14 protein-coding genes are annotated in these 22,805 nt (G+C 69.7%); 7 read left to right on the top strand and 7 right to left on the bottom strand.

Going from position 1 to position 22,805, the window contains the following annotated elements; all coding sequences use genetic code 11:
- Position 1: 1 nt before the first annotated feature.
- From ACWDO5_RS15745 to ACWDO5_RS15735, 3 genes are all read right to left on the bottom strand, one after another.
- Positions 2–1,390: a maltokinase N-terminal cap-like domain-containing protein gene (locus tag ACWDO5_RS15745; RefSeq protein WP_450530838.1), complete on the bottom strand. Its 1,389-nt coding sequence runs from the start codon at positions 1,388–1,390 to the stop codon at positions 2–4.
- 153 nt (positions 1,391–1,543) lie between these two features.
- Complete coding sequence (gene treS, locus ACWDO5_RS15740) at positions 1,544–3,250, bottom strand: maltose alpha-D-glucosyltransferase (protein WP_450530837.1); 1,707 nt, start codon at positions 3,248–3,250, stop codon at positions 1,544–1,546.
- Positions 3,247–5,247, bottom strand: coding sequence for an alpha-1,4-glucan--maltose-1-phosphate maltosyltransferase (locus ACWDO5_RS15735; RefSeq protein ID WP_450530836.1), 2,001 nt, complete (start codon positions 5,245–5,247; stop codon positions 3,247–3,249). Before ACWDO5_RS15735 ends, treS begins: the two co-directional genes overlap by 4 nt.
- A 615-nt stretch (positions 5,248–5,862) precedes the next feature.
- Here ACWDO5_RS15735 and glgP point away from each other — a divergent pair.
- Positions 5,863–8,547, top strand: coding sequence for an alpha-glucan family phosphorylase (gene glgP, locus ACWDO5_RS15730; RefSeq protein WP_450530835.1), 2,685 nt, complete (start codon positions 5,863–5,865; stop codon positions 8,545–8,547).
- 91 nt (positions 8,548–8,638) lie between these two features.
- Here the strand turns inward: glgP and ACWDO5_RS15725 are convergent, their stop codons facing one another.
- The gene (locus tag ACWDO5_RS15725; RefSeq protein WP_450530834.1) at positions 8,639–8,875 is read right to left on the bottom strand and encodes a proprotein convertase P-domain-containing protein; all 237 of its coding nucleotides are present in this window, start codon (positions 8,873–8,875) and stop codon (positions 8,639–8,641) included.
- Positions 8,876–9,028: 153 nt separating this feature from the next.
- On the opposite strand from ACWDO5_RS15725, the gene ACWDO5_RS15720 reads away from it, so the two are divergent.
- The 3 genes from ACWDO5_RS15720 (at position 9,029) to ACWDO5_RS15710 (ending at position 12,741) form a co-directional block, all read left to right on the top strand.
- Positions 9,029–9,388 carry a phosphate-starvation-inducible PsiE family protein gene (locus ACWDO5_RS15720; RefSeq protein WP_450530833.1) on the top strand — a complete coding sequence of 120 codons (360 nt, stop codon included), beginning with the start codon at positions 9,029–9,031 and terminating at the stop codon, positions 9,386–9,388.
- 133 nt (positions 9,389–9,521) lie between these two features.
- Positions 9,522–10,673 (top strand): baeRF10 domain-containing protein, encoded by a 1,152-nt coding sequence (locus ACWDO5_RS15715; protein ID WP_450530832.1) that lies wholly within the window; start codon positions 9,522–9,524, stop codon positions 10,671–10,673.
- A 232-nt stretch (positions 10,674–10,905) separates the two neighbouring features.
- Positions 10,906–12,741 carry a glycoside hydrolase family 15 protein gene (locus ACWDO5_RS15710; RefSeq protein WP_450530831.1) on the top strand — a complete coding sequence of 612 codons (1,836 nt, stop codon included), beginning with the start codon at positions 10,906–10,908 and terminating at the stop codon, positions 12,739–12,741.
- Positions 12,742–12,774: 33 nt separating this feature from the next.
- Here the strand turns inward: ACWDO5_RS15710 and ACWDO5_RS15705 are convergent, their stop codons facing one another.
- The 3 genes from ACWDO5_RS15705 to glgX form a co-directional block, all read right to left on the bottom strand.
- Positions 12,775–14,613 carry an ABC transporter ATP-binding protein gene (locus ACWDO5_RS15705; RefSeq protein WP_450530830.1) on the bottom strand — a complete coding sequence of 613 codons (1,839 nt, stop codon included), beginning with the start codon at positions 14,611–14,613 and terminating at the stop codon, positions 12,775–12,777.
- Positions 14,610–16,625: an ABC transporter ATP-binding protein gene (locus ACWDO5_RS15700; RefSeq protein WP_450530829.1), complete on the bottom strand. Its 2,016-nt coding sequence runs from the start codon at positions 16,623–16,625 to the stop codon at positions 14,610–14,612. Before ACWDO5_RS15700 ends, ACWDO5_RS15705 begins: the two co-directional genes overlap by 4 nt.
- A gap of 88 nt (positions 16,626–16,713) precedes the next feature.
- Positions 16,714–18,990 (bottom strand): glycogen debranching protein GlgX, encoded by a 2,277-nt coding sequence (gene glgX, locus ACWDO5_RS15695; protein ID WP_450530828.1) that lies wholly within the window; start codon positions 18,988–18,990, stop codon positions 16,714–16,716.
- 201 nt (positions 18,991–19,191) lie between these two features.
- Between glgX and ACWDO5_RS15690 the strand changes: the two genes are divergently transcribed.
- The 3 genes from ACWDO5_RS15690 to ACWDO5_RS15680 all read left to right on the top strand — a co-directional run bounded on the left by ACWDO5_RS15690 (position 19,192) and on the right by ACWDO5_RS15680 (position 22,695).
- Complete coding sequence (locus ACWDO5_RS15690; RefSeq protein ID WP_450530827.1) at positions 19,192–20,418, top strand: Ig-like domain-containing protein; 1,227 nt, start codon at positions 19,192–19,194, stop codon at positions 20,416–20,418.
- Between the two features lie 183 nt (positions 20,419–20,601).
- On the top strand, positions 20,602–21,846 hold the full coding sequence (locus ACWDO5_RS15685) for a L,D-transpeptidase (RefSeq protein ID WP_450530826.1): 1,245 nt from the start codon (positions 20,602–20,604) through the stop codon (positions 21,844–21,846).
- Positions 21,847–21,927: 81 nt separating this feature from the next.
- The gene (locus ACWDO5_RS15680) at positions 21,928–22,695 is read left to right on the top strand and encodes an enoyl-CoA hydratase/isomerase family protein (RefSeq protein WP_450530825.1); all 768 of its coding nucleotides are present in this window, start codon (positions 21,928–21,930) and stop codon (positions 22,693–22,695) included.
- Positions 22,696–22,805: the final 110 nt, after the last annotated feature.

Genomic DNA, 22,805 nt, shown 5'->3' with positions numbered 1-22,805 from the left:
ATCAGGTGGTTGCGGCCAGGCGGTCGATCGCTGCCATCGGCACCGGAAGCCAGTCGGGGCGGTGCCGGGCCTCGTAGACGACCTCGTACACGGCCTTGTCCGTCTCGTAGGCGCGCAGCAGTTCGGGCTCGGCGCGTGGATCGTCGCCGCCGGCCTCGGCATAGCCGTCGCAGTACGCCGTACGGCAGCGCTCCGCCCAGTCGGGGTTCCAGGGTCGGTGAGTGCGGGCCGCGTAGTCGAATGAGCGGAGCATCCCGGCGACATCGCGCACCGGGGGCTGCGGCCTGCGGCGTTCACCGAGCGGCCGGGCGGGCTCGCCCTCGAAGTCGATGACCGACCAGTGGCCGTCGCCGTGCGGGCCGCCGCCGCGCAGGGTCTGCCCCAGATGGAGATCGCCGTGGACGCGCTGGGCCCGCCAGGCGCGGCCGTGACTGCCCAGCGCGGCCAGCTCGTCGAAGGCGGCCCGCAGCTTTGGCACGTACGGCAGCAGAGCGGGCACCGCCTGCGCGGCCGCTTCAAGACGCTGGGCCATCGCGTCTGCCAGGTGCTCGGCCTGCTGCCGGCGCAGCATCACGGTGGGCAGCTCGCCCGCGAGTGCCGTGTGCACCTCGGCCGTGACACGGCCGAGAGCGTGGGCCTCGTCGGTGAAGGCCTCCCCGGCGGCCAGCGAGTCCAGCGCGAGCAGCCAGCCGTCCTGCGAGCCGCGCAGGAACGGCTGCAGCACGCCGAGGGTGTACGGCTCGGGCGAGATGGCCTCGTACCAGGCGACCGGCACCGGCACCCGGTCGCACCCGGCGCGGGCCAGCGCGAGCGGCAGCTCCAGATCGGGGTTGGGGCCCGGGTGAACGCGGCGGAAGAGCTTGAGGATGTACGCATCGCCGTACACCAGCGAGGAGTTGGACTGCTCGACGTCCAGCGGGCGCGCGGCGAGATCGGCGGGGATGGCGGGGGCACGGTCGAACCGGTCGAAGCGGAGAGTCCCGAGAGCGCCCGGCGTGCGCAGTCGCTCCAGGATCAGCTCCGCGAGCCGCGGATCGTGCAGGCCTTCGTAGACCGTTCGCCCGGCCAGCGGGCCCTGGGCCAGATGGCCGATCAGTGCGGGCGCGAGATGCGGCGGCAGTGTCTCGCGTACGCCGAGGAGAAGTTGGTAGCAGTCCTGTGAGGAGGGGGCCAAGAGACCCGGCTGCTTCACCCGTACGAGCATATGCAGCAGCCCGGGACCTGGCCCGCCGTCCAGCGGCAGCAGCTCGGTCGCCGAGACGAGCGAGAAGCCGGTGACCGGGTGGCCCTTGCCCGAGAACCATCGCTGGTGGGGCAACCAGGCGTGCAGCAGAGGGGCGAGCGACGGGAGAAGTGCGACGGGAGTCCGCGTGGATGCAGCCTCCGACATGGCATCGCGTCCTTTCCCCGGGTACACCTAGAATGCGCAGAGTGTCCCGGATTGCAGCTGTGGCTGTCCGGCGGCGCGCGGGGATGAAGGGGAGAGTGCCCGGTGCGGGGCGGCGGAAACCGCCCCGCGGAGGTACGTCTCATTACCTGGGGGTCAGCCGGCCGCGGTGTCCTTTCTGATCCGGAACCAGTAGAAGCCGTGGCCCGCCAGAGTGAGCAGGTAGGGCCACTGGCCGATGGACGGGAACCGCACCCCGCCGATCAGCTCCACCGGATGCCGTCCGCTGAACGCCCGCAGATCGAGCTCGGTGGGCTGCGCGAACCGAGAGAAGTTGTGCACGCAGAGCACGAGATCGTCCTTGTACTCGCGGGTGAAGGCGAGCACCGCCGGGTTCGACGACGGCAGTTCGGTGTACGAGCCGAGCCCGAAGGCGCGGTTCTGCTTACGGATCTCGATCATCCGCCGGGTCCAGTGCAGCAGCGAGGACGGCGAGGCCATCGACGCCTCGACATTGGTGACCTGGTAGCCGTAGACCGGATCCATGATGGTGGGCAGATAGAGTCGGCCTGGGTCGCAGGAGGAGAATCCGGCGTTCCGGTCGGGGGTCCACTGCATCGGGGTCCGTACGGCGTCCCGGTCGCCCAGCCAGATGTTGTCGCCCATCCCGATCTCGTCGCCGTAATACAGAATCGGCGATCCGGGCAGCGACAGCAGCAGCGCCGTGAACAGCTCGATCTGATTGCGGTCGTTGTCCAGCAGCGACGCGAGCCGGCGGCGGATCCCGATATTGGCGCGCATCCGCGGGTCCTTGGCGTACTCCGCGTACATGTAGTCGCGCTCTTCGTCCGTGACCATCTCGAGCGTGAGCTCGTCGTGGTTGCGCAGGAAGATGCCCCACTGGCAGTTCTTCGGGATGGCCGGTGTCTTGGAGAGGATTTCGGAGACCGGATAGCGCGATTCGCGCCGCACGGCCATGAAGATCCGCGGCATCACCGGGAAGTGGAACGCCATGTGGCACTCGTCGCCGCCCGCCGGGAAGTCGCCGAAGTAGTCGACGACGTCCTCCGGCCACTGGTTGGCCTCGGCGAGGAGCACGGTGTCCGGGTAGTGCGCGTCGATCACCTTGCGTACGTGCTTGAGGAAGGTGTGGGTGGCGGGGAGGTTCTCGCAGTTGGTGCCCTCCTCCTGGTACAGGTACGGCACGGCGTCCAGACGGAAGCCGTCGATGCCGAGGTCCAGCCAGAAGCGCAGGGCCGAGATGATCTCTTCCTGCACCGCCGGGTTCTCGTAGTTGAGATCCGGCTGGTGGGAGAAGAAGCGGTGCCAGTAGTACTGCTTGCGCACCGGGTCGAAGGTCCAGTTGGAGGTCTCGGTGTCGACGAAGATGATCCGGGCGTCCTGGTACTGCTTGTCGTCGTCGGCCCAGACGTAGTAGTCGCCGTAGGGTCCCTCGGGGTCGCTTCGGGACTCCTGGAACCACGGGTGCTGATCGCTGGTGTGGTTCATGACGAAGTCGATGATGACGCGCATGCCGCGCTGGTGCGCGGCGTCCACGAACTCCACGAAGTCGGCCAGGTCGCCGAAGTCGGGGAGGACCGCGGTGTAGTCGGAGACGTCGTAACCACCGTCCCGCAGAGGGGACTTGAAGAATGGTGGCAGCCAGAGGCAGTCGACGCCCAGCCACTGCAGATAGTCCAGCTTGGCTGTGATGCCCTTGAGGTCGCCGATGCCGTCGCCGTTGCTGTCCTGGAAGGATCGCACCAGGACTTCGTAGAACACGGCCCGCTTGAACCAGTCGGGGTCGCGGTCCTTGGCGGGGGTGTCCTCGAAAAGGTCGTGGACGGGTTCATTGACGATCATGATGTGGGTGACCCTCCGATCGGCGGGGACGGTCGCAGAACGACGATGTGCGCGGGCGTGATGCCCGGCTCGAGGCGCACATAGTTGGCCCTGCCCCAGTGATAGGTCTCGCCGGTGAGCTCGTCGCGCACCGGTGCGCTCTCGTGCCAGTCGAGGCCGAGGTGCGGCATGTCCAACGAGACCGTGGCCTCCTGGGTGTGGTGGGGGTCGAGGTTGGCGACGACGAGGACGGTGTTCGGTCCCGAAGGGCCCTCGGCGGATTTCGAGTAGGCGATCACCGCGTCGTTGTCGGCGTGGTGGAAGTGGATGTCGCGCAGCTGCTGCAGCGCGGGGTGGCGGCGCCGGATCCGGTTGAGGGCGGTGATCAGGGGCGTGATGGTGCGACCCTCCCGTTCCGCCGACTCCCAGTCACGCGGCCGTAGTTGGTACTTTTCCGAGTCCAGATACTCCTCGCTTCCGTCTCGCACGGGGGCGTTTTCGCACAGTTCGTAGCCCGCGTACACACCCCAGGAGGGCGACAGCGTCGCGGCGAGCACCGCCCGCACCTCGAACGCCGGCCGGCCGCCGTGCTGGAGGTAGGCGTGCAGGATGTCCGGGGTGTTCACAAAGAAGTTGGGGCGCATGTACGAGGCGGTGTCGCCGGAGAGCTCGGTGAGGTACTCGGTCAGCTCCTGCTTGGTGTTGCGCCAGGTGAAGTACGTGTACGACTGCTGGAAGCCGATGGCGGCGAGGGTGTGCATCATCGCCGGGCGGGTGAACGCCTCGGCCAGGAAGACCACGTCCGGGTCCGTGCGGTTGATGTCCGTGATCACCTTCTCCCAGAAGATGACGGGCTTGGTGTGCGGGTTGTCGACGCGGAAGATCCGTACGCCGTGGTCCATCCAGAAGCGCAGGATGCGCACGGTCTCGTTGACCAGTCCGCGCAAGTCCTGGTCGAAGGCGACGGGGTAGATGTCCTGGTACTTCTTGGGCGGGTTCTCGGCGTAGGCGATGGAGCCGTCGGCGCGGTGGTGGAACCACTCGGGGTGCTTCTCCACCCAGGGGTGGTCGGGCGAGCACTGGAGCGCGAAGTCCAGGGCGACCTCCATGCGCAGGGCGCGCGCCGTCTCGACGAAGTGGTCGAAGTCGTCGAACGTGCCGAGGTCGGGGTGGAGCGCGTCGTGGCCGCCGTCGGCCGAGCCGATGGCCCAGGGGACGCCGACATCGTGGGCGCCGGGGGAGAGGGTGTTGTTGGGGCCCTTGCGGTGGGTGGTGCCGATGGGGTGGACGGGCGGCAGATAGACGACGTCGAATCCCATCGCGGCGACGGCGGGCAGCCGCTCGGCGGCGGTGCGGAAGGTGCCGGATACGGGCGGCTTGCCCTCGGTGACGACGGAGCCCTCGGAGCGCGGGAACAGCTCGTACCAGGAGCCGAAGAGCGCGCGCCGGCGCTCGACGATGAGGGGCAACGGGCGTGAGGCGGTGACTAGTTCGCGCAATGGGTGGCGGGTGAGCGCGGCTCTGGCGTCGGGGGCGAGGGCCGCGGCGAGCCGGGCGGCGGCGGGCCGCGCCTCATCACGCAGCGCGTCGACGGCGGCGAGCACGGCCTCCCGGCCGTCGCGCTTGGGCACCCCGGCGGCGGCGCGCTCGTACAGCGCGGCGCCCTCGGCGAGGACCAGCGCGGTGTCGATCCCGGCGGGGATCTTGATCTGTGCGTGGTGGCGCCAGGTGGCGACCGGGTCGCTCCAGGCCTCGACGGCGTACGTCCAGCGCCCTTCGGAGTCCGGAGTGACATCGGCGCCCCACCGGTCGGTGCCGGGCGCGAGTTCGCGCATGGGGGTCCAGGGTCCGGGGCGTCCGCTCGGGTCGCGCAGGGCGACATTGGCGGCGACCGCGTCATGGCCCTCGCGAAAGACGGTGGCGGTGACCGGGAAGGTCTCACCGGTCACGGCTTTTGCGGGCCTTCTTCCGCAGTCGACTTGGGGGCGGACGTCCAGGACGGGGATGCGACCGATCATGAGATCACCTGAGGGCTGTGCGGGCAGGGCGGATTGTGCGGGTTGTGCCGTTTTAGGGATACGGGTGCTTCTTTGTAGCCGCTCGGTCGACGGCTGGCGTGCTCCGGGCATGGCCGCTCCTGTCCGCGTTCACTCGGGTGGGCGGAAAGAATGTTGAGAGGGGTGCGGAGGTGCCTGCGTACCGAATGAGCCTTCCCACAGGGTTCGGGTGGGCAATCCGGTGGATTGTTAACTACTAGGGCGTAGGCGGGTGCACAAGGACTTCGCGGGGCGCGATCGGGTCTCCGCTGGGGGTCCGGGAGCCGTCCCCCGGGGATGCGGCACGGGCCCCCGGCGGCTTCACCGGCATCCACGAGGTGATCCCTCGTGGGAACTGGCCGAGATCGCCGCCCGGTACGCGGCCACCGGGGCGTTCGACCCGCAGACCGTCAACCAGGGTTCTCCCTGCGGTCCGGCGGCGCGTACGCCACGCCGAATGCCCCGGCGGGCATCGGCCGGACGGCCGTGCGCCGTGGTTGCGGAGGCGGGGCCGGCACTACCGTCTGGGGGTGACGGAAAGGCGCACACCGTCGTGCGTCCCCTCGGATGTGTACCTCCCCTGCGAAGGTGGGACCCGTGAAGGCCATTCGTCGATTCACCGTCCGCCCCGTCCTCCCCGAACCGCTCCGACCGCTCAGCGACCTCGCGCGCAATCTGCGCTGGTCCTGGCACACCGAGACCCGTGACCTCTTCCAGTCTGTCGACCCCGAGGGGTGGCAGGCGGCAGGAGGTGATCCCGTGCGGCTGCTCGGGTCCGCGTCCGCCGCCCGGCTGGCAGAGCTGGCCCAGGACCGCCGCTTTCTGCGCAGACTGGCAGCCGTCGCCGATGACCTGGACGACTACCTGTACGGGCGCAGGTGGTACCAGGCACACAGCGGCACCGCCGCGGGCAGCGGCCCCAGCGGGCCCGAATTCCCGGCGGCGGTCGCCTACTTCTCGCCCGAGTTCGGCGTCACCGCCGCACTTCCCCAGTACTCCGGCGGCCTCGGCATCCTCGCCGGCGACCACCTCAAGGCCGCGAGCGACCTCGGTGTACCGCTGATCGGCGTCGGGCTGCTCTACCGCCACGGCTACTTCCGCCAGTCGCTGTCCCGCGACGGCTGGCAGCAGGAGCACTACCCCCTCCTCGACCCCAACGAACTGCCGGTCAGCCTGCTGCGGGAGCCCGAAGGGACACCCGCCCGGGTATCTCTCGCGCTCCCCGGCGGGCGCTCCCTGCACGCCCACATCTGGGTGGCGCAGGTCGGCCGCGTACCACTGCTGATGCTCGACTCGGACGTCGAGGAGAACGGTCCCGGCGAGCGCGACGTCACCGACCGGCTGTACGGCGGCGGCAGCGAGCACCGGCTGCTTCAGGAGATGCTGCTGGGGATCGGGGGCGTACGGGCGGTGCGAACGTACTGCCGGCTGACCGGCCATCAGGCCCCCGAGGTGTTCCACACCAACGAGGGACATGCCGGCTTCCTCGGCCTGGAGCGCATCCGCGAACTGGGGGAACCCCCCGAAAGCGGCGGCCAGTCTCTGGACTTCGACTCCGCGCTGGAGGCCGTGCGCGCCGGTACCGTGTTCACCACCCACACCCCGGTCCCCGCCGGGATCGACCGTTTCGACCGCGAGCTCGTCGCCCGGCACTTCGGGGACCGCGGGGAACTGCCCGGAGTGCCGGTCGAGAAGGTGCTCCAGCTCGGCATGGAGACCTATCCGGGCGGCGAGGCCAACCTGTTCAACATGGCGGTGATGGGGCTGCGGCTCGCCCAGCGCGCCAACGGAGTCTCCACCCTGCACGGTGCCGTCAGCCGCGGCATGTTCGCCGGGCTGTGGCCCGGCTTCGACGCCGACGAGGTGCCCATCACCTCCGTCACCAACGGTGTGCACGCGCCGACCTGGGTGGCCCCCGAGGTGTTCCGGCTCGGCGCGCGCCAGATCGGCACGAGCCGCGCCGAGGACGCCCTGTCCGTCGGCGGCTCCGAACGCTGGGACTCCGTCGCCGACATCCCGGACGACGACATCTGGGAGCTCCGCCGCGAGCTGCGCGAACAGCTGGTCATGGAGGTACGGGAGCGGCTGCGGGCCTCCTGGCGGCAGCGCGGTGCGGGCGCCGCGGAACTGGGCTGGATCGACGGGGTGCTGGACCCCGACGTGCTCACCATCGGCTTCGCCCGCCGGGTCCCCTCGTACAAGCGGCTCACCCTGATGCTGCGGGACCGCGACCGGCTGATGGAGCTGCTGCTGCATCCGACCAGGCCGGTCCAGATCGTCGTCGCGGGCAAGGCGCACCCGGCGGACGACGGCGGCAAGCGTCTCGTACAGGAACTGGTGCGGTTCGCGGACGATCCGCGGGTGCGGCACCGGATCGTCTTCCTGCCGGACTACGGCATGGCGATGGCGCAGAAGCTGTATCCCGGCTGCGACGTCTGGCTCAACAACCCTCTCCGCCCACTGGAGGCGTGCGGGACGAGCGGGATGAAGGCCGCGCTCAACGGCTGCCTCAATCTGTCCGTACTGGACGGCTGGTGGGACGAGTGGTTCGATCCGGACTTCGGCTGGGCGATTCCGACGGCCGACGGCTCGGCGACCGACGAGGACCGCCGTGACGAGCTGGAGGCGGGCGCGCTGTACGAGCTGATCGAGAACCGGGTGGCGCCCCGCTTCTACGACCGGGGCGCCGGCGGGCTGCCGCAGCGCTGGATCGAGATGGTCCGCCGCACGCTGACCACGCTCGGCCCCAAGGTGCTCGCGGGCCGCATGGTGCGGGAGTACGTGGAGCGGTTGTACGCCCCCGCCGCCCGCGCCCACCGGGCAATGGACGCGGACGCGGCACGAGAACTGGCGGCCTGGAAGGCGCGGGTGCGGGGGGCCTGGCCCCAGGTGGCCGTCGACCATGTGGAGTCCCTCGAGGCCGCGGCGGAGGCCGCGGCCGAGGGCACGGCGGAGCTGGGCGCCACGCTCGCCCTGCGGGTGCGGGTCGCCCTCGGCGAACTACAGCCGGACGACGTGGAGGTGCAGGCGGTGGCCGGCCGCGTCGACTCCGACGACGCGATCGCCGACGCCCAGACCTCCCCGCTGAAGCCGGCGGGCGGCCCGGACCTGGAGGGCCGCTGGGTCTACGAGGGGCCGCTCTGCCTGGACCGCACGGGCCCGTTCGGCTACACGGTCCGCATTCTGCCGACCCACCCGCTGCTCGCGGCCGGCGCGGACCTGGGTCTGGTGGCGCTGCCTACGGAGGCGACGGGGGAGGGTGCGGGAGTGCTGATGCGCTGAGGAAGGGAGGGCGGCGTGGTGGTGCGGTGCGCCACCACGCCGCCCTTTTTGCTGCTTGCGACAAGGCTTGCGACAAGGCTTGCGACAGGGCTCAGAAGGTGAGCTTGAAGCTGTTGATGTAGCCGACGTCCTGCGCCGCCTTGTCCTGGACGCGCAGCTTCCAGGTGCCGTTGGCGACCTCGGACGAGGCATTGACCGTGTACGTCGCCTGTACGTGGTCCGCCGAGTCGGAGGAGCTGAAGGGTCGGCCACGGCGCGCAACTCGCCGTCGGCCGTTGCCAGTGGCACGCCCAGCGTGTGCTTGCGGCCCGACTCGGCAAGGATCCACGCGTGGGAGATGTGCGGTGCCGCCGCGGCGACCATGCGCAGGAGCGTGGCCGTGCGCCCGCTGATCGGGGTGCCTGCTCGCCGCCCATCTGCCGTTCCGCCCGGTCGGCGGCTGAACTCGAGCGTGAACGCTCCTGGGGCGTTTTGCTGGTGGGTGTCGAGCGACCTCGTCGACGCCCTGAAAGGGCCCTATGACGAGGCGACGATCATGCTCTCCACGCTGGACAACAGCCTTGTGCTGTTCATCGTGGCCGAGCTTCTCCACACGGTCCGCCTCACCATCAGGAACCGGACACTGGACGCGGAACCCTTCCTCGTCGTGGGCCTGATCGCGGGAGTCCGCAAGGTTCTCATCGTCACCGCCGAGGCCGAGCGGTCGTTCAAGTGGAATCCCCAGGGAATCGAGCTCGTCATCCTGGCCGGGCTGATCTTCGTCATGGCGCTGGCCACCCTGGTCTGGCGGCGCGCGACTCGGCCCCATGAGTTCGCGCTCCCCAAAGGCATGAGTGCCTGACCTGCCCGGCGCGGGCAGCCCCGGGGTGACCGTACTGAGTCACGCTGCGGTTGCCGCTCCCGCGCCCACCGCGTTACCTGGAACGGGGCGGAGCGAGGCTCACGGAGCGGCCAGGAGCGGCGAGGGAGCGGCGATGATTACGCAAGAACAGGTCGATCGAATTCTCCGGCTGGACGGGAACGGACTTCCGTTTGTCTCTCTCTACGTCCCCGCGGAACCGGGCAGGACGGGCCGACGCGCGTTCATGACCCGGGTGGCGAGCCTGCTGGACCTCATCCGGCCGCTCGCGGAGGACCGCTCACTTGAGCACGCCGCACGTCTCTCGCTCCGCGAGGACATCGCGAAGATCGAGAAATCGATCGAGGAGGAGCCCCACAGACCGGGCGCTGTCGCCGTCTTCTCCTGCAGCGGCAACGGCGTCTACGAGGAATTGTGGCTGCCGCGAAGAACCCGTGAACGCATCGTGGTGAACGCCGATCCGTACGTCCGTCCGATGCTGGGCGTGCTCGACGAGTACTACCGCACCTGCGCGGTCATCGTGGACAAGGGGACCGGCCAGGTATGGGAGCACTACCTGGACGAGGCCCGGGAGCTGGAGGCGATCCGCGACCGTACGCTGCGCAAGCCCAACTACGCCGCGGGGCTCGCCGAGGACCGGGTCCGCAACAAGGCCGACGAGCTGAGCAAACGGCACTACCGGCGGCTCATCGGCGAGCTGAAGCAGCTGTTCGGGACCGGGAGCTTCGACCTGCTCGTCGTCGGCGGCCACCCCTATGAAGTACCGGTCTTCATCGAATTTCTCCCCCGCGAACTGCGGGACCGGCTCGTCGGCAGCTTCACCATCGACCGCGAGACCGCAACACCCGCGGACATCAGGCAGAAGGTGCAGGAGCTCGCCCTGGACCACGCACACCAGGAGCAACGACGGCTCGTCGGCGAGATCCTCGAAGCCAAAGCTGCCCGGCTGCCCAGCGCCGTCGGGCTCGACGAGACGCTGTGGGCGGCGTCGCTGGCCGCGATCCGGACGCTGGCGGCGGACGAGGAGGCGGTCGTCCCAGGCGTCGTCTGCGACCAGGACGGGCTGCTCGCGCGCTCGGGAAAGACCTGTCCGCTGTGCGGGGAGCCGCTGCGCGAGGTCCCCGACATCATCGACGAACTGACCGAGGCCGTCATCGACGACGGCGGCGAGGTCCGGCACATCGGGGTGGAGACGGAGCTGCGCACGCACCAGGCCGGGGCACTGCTGCGCTTCGAGCTTCCCCCGCAGCCGGCCGCCGCTGGGTAGTCCGCTGACCCCCTTGACCGCGCCCGCAAAACGGAGTAATCGTTGTAAACAGGACCGGTCAACCACGACAGGACTCCCTTGTGGAGTACCTGTCGGGCACCGGTCAGGTCCCCGGCGGCTTCTGAGAAACGCGTAATGGGTTGATCAGAAATTTCCGGGGACCGTTTGTGCGCAGGATCCCTATCACGTGCAGGCAAGGCACTGTGCGCTTTGCGGTCGCAGGGAGGCCGGTATGGGGAACGCCGGATTCGGACGAGAGGGCTTCTCGCCCTATCTGCCGATCGCCGAGCACGGCCTTATCGGCGATCTTCACACTGCGGCGCTCGTGGGCACCAATGGCACCATCGATTGGTACTGCTGCCCGCGCTTTGACTCGCCGAGCGTCTTCGCCTCCATTCTGGACACGAACCGGGGCGGATCGTTCGAGCTGGCCGCCGACGTGCCGACGCGAACGCGGCAGTTCTACTTTCCCGACACCAACGTTCTCATCACGCGGTTCTTCGCCTCCGACGGGGTGGCCGAGATCCAGGACTTCATGCCGGTCAACGACGACTCGGGCGCGGCGGCCCGGCACCGGCTGATCCGGCGGGTGATCTGCGTTCGGGGATCGCTTCCGTTCACGGCGCGGGTGGCTCCCCGCTTCGGCTACGGGGCCGAACCGCATTCCGCGCAGCTGCAGGGCAACGGCAACATCGCAAGGTTCCGGTCCGAGAGCCTGTCGTTGGCGCTGACCGCCACCGCGCCACTGGAATGCGACGGCCTGGACGTGCGATCGCGCTTCAAGCTCCTCGAAGGCGAGTCCGCGGTGTTCGCCCTTGACCAGGTCAGTGATGACGTCATCCCGCGAGCCTGTCCCGAGGCCGAGGCGGAGGACCAGTTCGAGACGACAGTCAGGTTCTGGCGCGACTGGCTGGCCCGCTCGCGCTACCACGGACGGTGGCGGGAGATGGTGCACCGCTCCGCGCTCGTGCTGAAGCTGCTCACCTACGCGCCGACCGGTGCGATCGTGGCTGCCCCGACGACCAGCCTGCCCGAGCAGGTCGGCGGCGAGCGCAACTGGGACTACCGGTTCGTGTGGGTCCGTGACGCCGCCTTCTGTGTCTACGCCATGCTCAGGCTGGGCTTCACCTCAGAGGCCGAGGCGTTCATGCGCTTCCTGTCCGAGCGGGGCATCATGCGTGGCAGCGGCCCCGCGGGTCCGCTGCAGATCATGTACGGAATCGACGGGCGCAGCGAGCTGCCCGAGCGTGAGCTGCCCTACCTCGAGGGCTACCTGGGGTCCGCCCCGGTGCGGGTGGGAAATGCCGCCACCGGCCAGCTCCAGCTGGACATCTACGGAGCGCTCATCGACTCCGTGTATCTGTACGACAAGTGGGGACAACCCATCAGCAGCGATCGGTGGGAGGAGATCGGTGTACTGGTGGACTGGCTCTGCGACCACTGGGACCAGCCCGACGACGGCGTGTGGGAAACGCGCGGGGGACGCAGGAACTTTCTGTATTCGCGGCTGATGTCCTGGGTGGCGATAGAACGGGCCATCCGGATGGCGAACCGGCGCGGCCTGCCCGCGGACCTCCGCCGGTGGCGGCAGAGCCGTGATGAGATCTACCGGCAGATCATGCAACGCGGCTGGAGCCCTGAACGAGGGGCGTTCGTTCAGCACCTCGACGCCGACGTACTCGACGCCTCTGTGCTGATGATGCCGATGGCCAAATTCATCTCACCCACCGACCCCAAATGGCTCTCGACCCTGGACGCGCTCACCGCCGACCTGGTCTCTGACTCGTTGGTCTACCGCTACGACTCCGAAGCCAGCCCGGACGGCCTCCGGGGGGCCGAGGGCACATTCTCGATCTGCTCCTTCTGGTACGTCGAGGCGCTGGCCCGCGCCGGACGGATGGAGGAGGCCCGGCTGGCCTTCGAGAAGATGCTTACCTACGCCAACCACGTCGGCCTGTACGCCGAGGAAATCGGACTGACCGGCGAACAGCTCGGCAACTTCCCACAGGCGTTCACCCACCTCTCGCTGATCAGCGCCGCGTTCAACCTCGACCGCGCCCTTGGCTGAGCGGCCGCCCCGGATCCGGCAGTTTGGAAAACGTCAGACCAGGCTGTCCCGCCACGCGCGGTGCAGATCCGCGAACCGCCCTTCCCCACCGATGAGTTCGGACGGCGACCCGTCCTCCACGATCTGCCCGTGTTCCATCACCAGCACCCGGTCCGCGATCTCCACCGTCGACAACCGGTGCGCGATCACGACAGCCGTACGCCCGTGCAGCACCGTGTCCATCGCACGCTGCACCGCCCGTTCGCCCGGGATGTCGAGCGAGCTCGTCGCCTCGTCGAGGATCAGCACTGCCGGGTCGGCGAGCAGGGCCCGAGCGAATGCGACCAGTTGGCGCTGGCCGGCCGAGATGCGGCCGCCCCGTTTGCGTACGTCGGTGTCGTAGCCGTCCGGCAGGCCGCTGATGAAATCGTGCGCGCCGATCGCTTTCGCGGCACGCTCGATCTCGGCACGCGAAGCGTCCGGCCTTCCGATCGCGATGTTCTCCGCGACCGTCCCGGAGAACAGGAACGCCTCCTGCGTCACCATCACGACCCCGCGCCGCAGTTCGGGCGTGGCCAGTTCGCGCAACTCGACGCCGTCGAGGAGGACCCGGCCCTCGGTGGGGTCGTAGAAGCGGGCCAGCAGCTTGGCCAGCGTGGACTTGCCCGCGCCGGTCGAGCCGACGACGGCGATCGTCTGGCCGGCCGGGATAGTCAGGTCGAAGCGGGGCAGCACCTCGCCGCCGGTGCGGTAGGCGAAGCGGACGCCCTCGAAGACGACCTCGCGGCCCGGGTGGTCGCCGTGCGGGGCGGGCAGCTCCTTGGGGTCCCGCGCCTCCGGGACGGACGGCGTCTGGGCCAGCAGACCAGCGATCTTCTCGAGCGAGGCGGCCGCGGACTGGTAGGAGTTGAGGAACATACCGAGCCGGTCGATCGGGTCGTACAGCCGCCGCAGATACAGCACGGCGGCGGCCAGCACGCCGAGCGCGAGGGTGCCGGAGGCGACGCGGTACGCGCCCCACAGCACGATCCCCGCGACGGCGACATTGGCGACGAGCCGCGAGCCGACGACATAGCGGGCCATCTCCAGCAGCACGTCGCCGTTGCTGCGCTCATGCCGGTGGTTGAGGACCCGGAACTCCGCGTTGTTGGCGTGCTCCCTGCGAAAGGCCCGCACCGGCCGGATTCCGTTCATCGTCTCCGCGAACTTCACGATGACGGCGGCGATCGCCGTGGAGCGGATGCTGTAGACGGCCTTGGCGCGCCGCTGGTAGCGGCGTACGAGCAGATACAGCGGTACGAACGAGAGCACGGCGAGTGCGCCGATTCGGAGGTCCAGCCAGAGCAGCATGGCCGAGATGTAGACGAAGGCGAGGACGACCGTGATCAGCTCCTGGAGCCCTTCGCTGAGCAGCTCCCGCAGGGACTCCACGTCGGTGGTCGAGCGGGAGATCAACCGGCCGGAGGTGTAGCGCTCGTGGAAGTCGACGCTCAGGGCCTGGGCGTGGCGGAAGATCCGGCCGCGCAGGTCGAGGAGGACGTCCTGGTTGACGCGGGCGGAGGTGCGGATGAAGGAGTACTGGAGCAGGCCGGCGCCGAGCGCGCACACGGCGTACCCGCCGGCGACGGCGATGAGCGGACCGTAGTCGTGCCGCCGGAAGGCGGGTGCGCCGCGGTCGATGGCGTACGCGACGAGGAGAGGCCCCGCCTGGACGGCGGCCTGCTGGAGCAGCAGGAGGAGCGCGGCCCGGACGACGCGTGCGCGTCGGGCCGCGAGGAGAGACCGCAGCAGCGCACCGGTCGCTCCTTGGGGCGCGGGCAGGGCATCCCGGTCGAAGGGGTCGTCCCCGCCCTGGACGCCACCGGGGGCGGCCGAGGTGGTGGTCGTGGTCATCGGGGACTCCCTTCAGCGTGGCCGGACGAGGAGGCGGGGGGTGGTTGGGCCGCACCATGGGAAGGCACGTCCCCGGGCCCCCGGCCAGCGAGCGCCCCGTCGGCCCCGTCCGGGCCGTGCGCTCGCCCGGCGGTGGTCTCCTCGGTGGCGGCCGCCGCTGCCGCCCACGCAGCCCGGGCGGCCCCGGCGCCTGTCGACCCACCGGCCCCCACCTCGGGTCCGGCCTCGCGCGCCCACTCACCGTCCGGCGGCTCCGACCCCGACATCAGCCAGGCGTACTCCGTATTCGTACGCAGCAGTTCCCGATGGGTGCCCACCGCCGCGATCCGGCCGCCCGACAGCAGCGCCACCCGGTCCGCCAGCATCACCGTCGACGGGCGGTGCGCCACCACCAGAGCCGTCGTGCCTTCCAGCACCCTCCGCAGGGCCGCCTCCACCAGGGCCTCCGTGTGGACGTCCAGCGCCGACAGCGGGTCGTCGAGTACCAGGAAGCGCGGGCGGCCGACCACCGCCCGGGCCAGGGCGAGGCGTTGGCGCTGGCCGCCGGACAGGCTGAGGCCCTGTTCGCCGACCTGGGTGTCCGCGCCGTACGGCAGGGCACGCACGAAACCGGCCTGCGCGATGTCCAGGGCCCGGCCCAACTCCCCCTCGCCCGCGCCCTCCGCGCCCATCAGGACGTTCTCGCCGACGCTCGCCGAGAAGAGCGTCGGCTCCTCGAACGCCACCGACACCAGCTGTCGCAGCCGCTCCCGCGGCATCGCGGCGATGTCCTCCCCGTCCAGCGTGATCCGCCCGGCACTCACTTCGTGCAGCCGCGGTACGAGCGCGGTGAGCGTCGTCTTCCCGGAGCCGGTCCCGCCGACGAGGGCCATGGTCTCGCCGGGCCGCACGCGCAGATCGATGCGGGCGAGCACGGGCGGTGTGCCGGTGGGCGCGTCCGGGTAGCGGAATTCGACGGCCTCGAACCGCAGCCCGTCCTCACCCCCGGCCGCCGCCTCGGCCACAAGCACCCCGTCCGACTCCGGTGCCGCGTCCATCACCTCGAAGTACCGTTCCGTTGCCGTCGCCGCCTCCTGACTCATCGCCAGCAGAAAGCCGATCGACTCCACCGGCCACCGCAGCGCCAGCGCCGTCGCCAAGAACGCCACCAGCGTGCCCGTCGACAGGCCGCCGTCCGCGACCTGGACCGTGCCGAGCACCAGAGCCGCGCCGATCGCCACCTCGGGGATCGTCGTGATCAGCGCCCAGATCCCCGCCAGCAGCCGCGCCTTGCCCAGCTCCGTGCCGCGCAGCCGCTCCGACAGTTCGCGGAAGGCGAGCGCCTGGCTGCGGTGGCGTCCGAAGCCCTTGACGATGCGGATGCCGAGCACGCTCTCCTCGACGACCGTCGTCAGATCGCCGACCTGGTCCTGCGCCCGCCGCGCGACGACCGCGTACCGCGACTCGAACAGCGAGCAGAGAATCACCAGCGGCACGATCGGCGCGAGCAGCACCAGACCCAGCGTCCACTGCTGGCCCAGCAGAATCACATACCCGACCAGAATCGTCACCCCGTTGACCAGCAGAAAGGTCAGCGGGAACGCCAGGAACATCCGCAGGAGCATCAGATCCGTCGTGCCGCGCGAGAGCAACTGGCCCGACGCCCACCGGTCGTGGAAGGCCACCGGCAGCCGCTGCAGATGCCGGTAGAGGTCGGCCCGCATCGCCGCCTCCACCCCCGCCAGCGGCCGGGCCACCAGCCACCGCCGGAGCCCGAAGAGCAACGCCTCCGCGAACCCCAGCAACAGCAGGGCCAGCGCCCCGAGCCAGACCCCGCCGGGGTCCCGCTCGGCGACCGGACCGTCGACGATCCACTTCAGTACGAGCGGGATGACCAGGCCCAGACACGAGCCCACGATGGCGACAAATGCCGCACTGAACAAGCGAGTTCGGACGGGGCGTACATACGGCCACAGCCGTAACAGCGAACGTACGGCGGACCGGTCCTTGGCAGCTGCATGTGTTTCGGGCATCAGGCGTGAGCCTACGGTTGACCACTGACAGCGCTCATCCGATTTTGGCTGCACCGCAGCCGCAGCACCGAGCCCGCCGCTGACAGCTCTACCCCGTGACCCGCAGCAGCAGCATCGACCTCGCCGGCACCGTCACCGTCTCCCCGCCCGCGTGCACCGTCCCCGGCGCCGTCTCCTGGTCCTCCCGCGAGGTGTCGACCACCAGCTCGTACGACTGCGCCCACGGCGGGCCCGGCAGCTGGAAGCTCGTCGGCCGGTCCGCCCCGTGCAGGACAGTCAGGAAGCTGTCGTCCGTCACCTCCGCTCCACGCGCGTCACGTCCCGGTATGTCGCGGCCCGAGAGATAGAGCGCCAGCGTCGACGCCGGGGCGTACCAGTCCCGTTCCGTCATCTCCGTGCCGTGCGGGGTGAACCAGGCGAGGTCGCGCAGTCCGTCCGCCGCCCGGGCTCGGCCCGAGAAGAACGCGCGGCGGCGCAGCACCGGGTGGGTGTTGCGCAGGGCCAGCAGTCGGGTGGTCAGCTCCAGCAGGCCCCGCGATCCCGGTGCCTCGAGCAGCGACCAGTCCAGCCAGCTGACCTCGTTGTCCTGGCAGTAGGCGTTGTTGCTGCCGCCCTGCGTACGGCCCATCTCGTCGCCCGCGACCAACATCGGCACACCCGTGGACACCAGCAGGGTGGTCAGCAGATTCCGCAGCTGCCGACGCCGCAGCGCGTTGATGCGCGGATCGTCGGTCTCGCCCTCCGCGCCGCAGTTCCAGGACCGGTTGTCGTTCGTGCCGTCCCGGTTGCCCTCCCCGTTGGCCTCGTTGTGCTTCTGCTCGTAACTGACCAGGTCCCGCAGGGTGAACCCGTCGTGCGCGGTGACGAAGTTGATGGAGGCGTACGGCCGCCGCCCGCCCCACGCGTACAGGTCGCTGGACCCGGAGAGCCGATATCCCAGATCTCGTACGTCGGGCAGCGCGCCGCGCCAGAAGTCCCGTACGGCGTCGCGGTACCGGTCGTTCCACTCCGTCCACAGCGGCGGGAACGCGCCCACCTGGTAGCCGCCGTTGCCGACGTCCCACGGCTCGGCGATCAGCTTGACCCGCCGCAGCACCGGGTCCTGGGCGATCACCGCGAGGAAGGGGGAGAGCATGTCGACGTCGTGCATGGAGCGCGCCAGCGCCGCGGCCAGGTCGAAGCGGAAGCCGTCGACGCCCATCTCGGTCACCCAGTAGCGCAGCGAATCGGTGATCAGCCGGAGCACATGTGGCTGCACCACATGCAACGTATTGCCGCACCCGGTGTAGTCGGCGTACGTCCGGGCGTCCGACTGGAGGCGGTAGTAGCCGCGGTTGTCGATCCCGCGCAGCGACAGCGTCGGGCCCAGCTCACCCGCTTCCGCGGTGTGGTTGTAGACCACATCGAGGATGACCTCGATGCCTGCGGCGTGCAGTGCGCGCACCATCCGTTTGAACTCGCCGACCTGCTCCCCCCGCGTCCCGCTCGCCGAGTATCCGGCATGCGGCGCGAAGTAACCGACGGAGTTGTAGCCCCAGTAGTTGCGCAGCCCCCGCTTCAGCAGATGGTCCTCGTGCGCGTACTGGTGCACCGGCAGCAGCTCGACCGCCGTCACCCCGAGCCGCACCAGATGCTCGATCGCCGCCGGGTGCGCGAGCCCCGCGTAGGTGCCCCGCAGCTCTTCGGGGATCCCCGGATGGAGCTTGGTGAAGCCACGCACATGCAGTTCGTAGATGACCGAGTCCGCCCACGGCGTCTTGGGCCTGCGGTCGTCCATCCATTCGTCGTCGGGGGCGTCATCGTGGACGACGACGCCCTTGGGCACATGGAGCGCCGAGTCCCGGTCGTCGCGCACGGTGTCCGCGACATGCTGCTGCGGCCAGTCCCGTACGTGTCCGTACACCTCCGCTGGCAGGTCGAAGTCCCCGTCCACCGCGCGTGCGTACGGATCGAGCAGCAGCTTCGCCGGATTCCAGCGGGCGCCCGTCCACGGGTCCCAGCGGCCGTGCACCCGGTAGCCGTACCGCTGACCCGGCTCGATCCCGGGCACGAAGCCGTGCCAGATCTCATGCGTCAGCTCGGTCAGCGGCAGCCGTGTCTCCGTGGCCGAATCGCCCCCGTCGTCGAAGAGACACAGCTCGACCGCCTCCGCACCGCCCGCCCAGAGCGCGAAGTTGGTCCCCGCCACCCCGTCCGGACCGACCCGGAAACGGGCACCGAGCGGCGTCGGCGCCCCCGGCCACACCGATGGCCTGCGGGCTCCGGGCTCCCGGTGGCGGCCGCCCGCCCCGGCCGCCGGAAGGGTGCCGGGCAGGTCGCCCCGCACCCCCTCCTGCACTGTCTCCTGCTCGGCTGCGCTCGACACCTGCCGGCCTCCCGCGGCTCGTCGGGCCCCGCTGGGGGTACTTCCCATGCCCGGAGGGCTCTGGGAAGTGCGGCTGCTCACGGCGTCCCGGCCGCGGCAGCCCACGCGTGGTCCTCCCACCTGTTCTGCCCGCGCTGCTCTTGTCCCAACATGGCCCTGCTCTCACGTTTCCCCTGGAGGGGGGTGGTCGTTGGGCGGTACGTGAGACACGTAATGAAGCGGGCAGGGCAGGGCATGGCCGTCGCCCTGACATGGGCAGGACTCATGGCCGGGCTGACCGGCTGCACCAGCGAGAAGCTGGACATCGGCAGCAAGCCCCGGTCGGTCGAGGACACGATCCGAGTTGTCCCCGAGGACGGCGCGAAGGGGGTCGGCCCCGAAGGCCCCCTCGAGGTGCGGCTGCCCAGCGGGCGGCTCGAGCGGGTCAAGGTGACGCAGGTCGAGGACGCTCAGCCCACCGAGGTCCACGGCGCGATCTCCGAGGACGGCCTGAGCTGGAAGCCGGCCGCGGGCACCCGCCTCGACCTGGCCGCCAAGTACAGCGTCGACGTGGTCGCGCTGGACGGGCACGGCCGCCGCTCGGCGCGCCACACGACCTTCACCACGCAGGTCCCCGAGCGTCGCTTCATCGGCTACTTCAAGCCGGAGAACCGCTCGACCGTCGGCACCGGCATGATCGTCTCCTTCGACTTCAACCGGGAGATCGAGAACCGCGCGTCCGTCGAGCGCGCCATCCGCATCAGCTCGGATCCGCCGGTCGAGATCGCGGGCCACTGGTTCGGCAAGGAGCGCCTCGACTTCCGTCCGCGCGACTACTGGAGGCCGGGCACCAAGGTCACCGTCGAGCTGCGGCTGCGCGACGTCGAGGCCGCGCCGGGGGTGTACGGCATCCAGCAGAAGACCCTCGCCTTCACCATCGGCCGTTCGCAGGTCTCGCTCGTCGACGCGGCGGCGCACACCATGGAGGTACGGCGCGACGGCGAGATTCTGGCGACCGTGCCGATCACGGCGGGAGCGCCCAAGTCGACGACGTACAACGGAAAGATGGTGGTCACGGAGATGTTCGACGTGACCCGGATGGACGGTGCGACGGTCGGCTTCACGAAGCGGGACGGCAAGGGCGAGTACGACATCAAGGATGTGCCGCACGCGCTGCGGCTGACCACCTCTGGCACCTTCCTGCACGGCAACTACTGGGCCGCGCCGGAGACGTTCGGCTCGGCGAACGTCTCCCACGGCTGTGTCGGACTGCGTGATGTGAAGGGCGGCAGCGGGGACACCCCGGCCGGCTGGTTCTTCGACCGGACGCTGATCGGCGATGTGGTCGAGGTCTTCAACTCGCGTGACAAGAAGGTCGACCCCAGCAACGGCCTCGGCGGCTGGAACCTGGACTGGAAGACCTGGAAGGCCGGTTCCGCGCTGAGCTGACCCCCGCTGACCTGCAAGGCCCGCACCGTTTCAGATGAGCCCACCGGACAAGTTGGGACTGAACGGTGACATTCGTGGGCAGGATCAACTACCCACGGTGTGATTATCTATCGCCGTGCGTGCGTGAGGCGCGCGGGGGTGCGGGCTTTGGCGTGGCCAGGCCGTGCGAGGGGAGAAACCATTTTGAACGGGCAGCCGATATCGGGGGCGTCGGCCGGGGCGGGACGCGGGCGTGGGGGCGCCCCGCTGCGGGCTCTGGTGCTGGGGGCATTGCTGGTGCTGGTCACGGCCTGCGGGGGCGGGGACTCCCACAAGGACAGCGGCGGCAAGGGCAAGAAGGACGGCGGGAAGGTCGGGAACGCGGCCTCCCAGGCGGTGGTGACCATAGCGCCCAAGGACGGCGCCGGCGCGGTCGCCACCAGCGGCGCGCTGAAGGTCACCGCGGCCAAGGGCAAGCTGACCACGGTCACGGTCCAGGACGACAAGGGCGCCCCGGTCGAGGGCAAGCTCGCCGCGGACGGCGCCAGTTGGCAGCCGCTGCAGCATCTGGCCGGCTCCACCAAGTACAAGGTGCACGCCGTCGCCAAGGACGCGGACGGCCGTGAGTCGGCGAAGGACACCAGCTTCACCACGCTCGTCCCGAAGAACACCTTCATCGGGCACTACACCCCCGAGGACGGTTCGACGGTCGGCGTCGGCATGCCGGTCTCGATCAACTTCACCCGTGGCATCACCGACCCCGGCGCCGTCGAGAGGGCCATCAAGGTGACGGCCGAGCCGTCGGTGCCGGTCGAGGGCCACTGGTTCGGCAACGACCGGCTCGACTTCCGCCCCGAGAAGTACTGGGCCGCGGGCACCAAGGTGACCGTGAAGCTGAACCTGGACGGCGTCGAGGGGCGCCCGGGCGTGTACGGCAAGCAGTCCAAGACGGTGAAGTTCACCATCGGCCGCAGCCAGGTCTCCACCGTGGACGCCAAGGCCCACCGGATGAAGGTCGTACGCGACGGCAAGCAGATCAAGGACGTCCCGATCACCGCGGGCGCGCCGTCGACCACGACGTACAACGGCCGGATGGTCATCAGCGAGAAGTACAAGGTGACCCGGATGAACGGCGCCACCGTCGGCTTCGGCGGTGAGTACGACATCAAGGACGTGCCGCACGCGATGCGCCTGTCCAACTCGGGCACCTTCATCCACGGCAACTACTGGGCCTCGTCCGGGACCTTCGGATCGGCGAATGTCAGCCACGGCTGCGTGGGCCTGCGCGACGCCCGCGGCGCCGGTGACAGCTCTACTCCGGCGGCCTGGTTCTTCGACCGCTCGATCATCGGCGACGTGGTGATCGTGAAGAACTCCAAGGACAAGGAGATATCCCCGGAGAACGGCCTGAACGGCTGGAACATGTCCTGGGCCGAGTGGACCAAGTAGCTCCTGTACGACGAGAACGGACCTGGTGCTGTGACGGAGAGCACCGGGTCCGTGGTCGTTAACGCGGGCTAACCTCGGTCCATGACAGTCAACCTTGAGGTCTCCGAAGGCGTAGGCACCATCCGTCTCGACCGCCCGCCGATGAACGCGCTGGACATCGCCGTCCAGGACCGGCTGCGCGAGCTCGCCGATGAGGCGGCCCGCCGGGACGACGTACGGGCCGTGATCCTGTACGGCGGCGAGAAGGTGTTCGCGGCCGGCGCGGACATCAAGGAGATGCAGGCGATGGACCACACGGCGATGGTCGTGCGGTCCCGGGCGCTCCAGGAGTCCTTCACCGCCGTCGCCCGCATCCCCAAGCCAGTCGTCGCGGCCGTCACCGGCTATGCGCTCGGCGGTGGCTGCGAACTGGCGCTCTGCGCCGACTTCCGGATCGCCGCGGACAACGCCAAGCTCGGTCAGCCGGAGATCCTGCTGGGTCTGATCCCCGGCGCCGGCGGCACCCAGCGGCTGTCGCGGTTGATCGGCCCGTCCAAGGCCAAGGACCTGATTTTCACCGGCCGCATGGTGAAGGCGGACGAGGCGCTCGAACTGGGGCTGGTGGACCGTGTCGTACCGGCCGCCGAGGTGTACGAGCAGGCCCGCGCGTGGGCCGCGAGGCTCGCCCAGGGGCCCGCGCTGGCGTTGCGCGCCGCCAAGGAGTCCATCGACGCGGGTCTTGAGACGGACATCGAGACGGGCCTCGCCATTGAACGCAACTGGTTCGCGGGCCTGTTCGCGACAGAGGACCGCGAGCGCGGGATGCGCAGCTTTGTGGAAGAGGGCCCGGGCAAGGCCAAGTTCCTCTGAACTCAGGTAAATTGGACACATGGGCTGTCCGTGTCAACTCTGTGTGCGGCTTAGCCGGGTCTTATGGCAGCCTCAAGACGCATCGGCCCGCTGCGCTTCGATCATTCGCA

The sequence above is a fragment of the Streptomyces sp. NPDC000880 genome (assembly GCF_053599675.1).
Note: the sequence above shows the minus strand (reverse complement) of the source record. Positions and strands in the feature narration are given on the sequence as shown.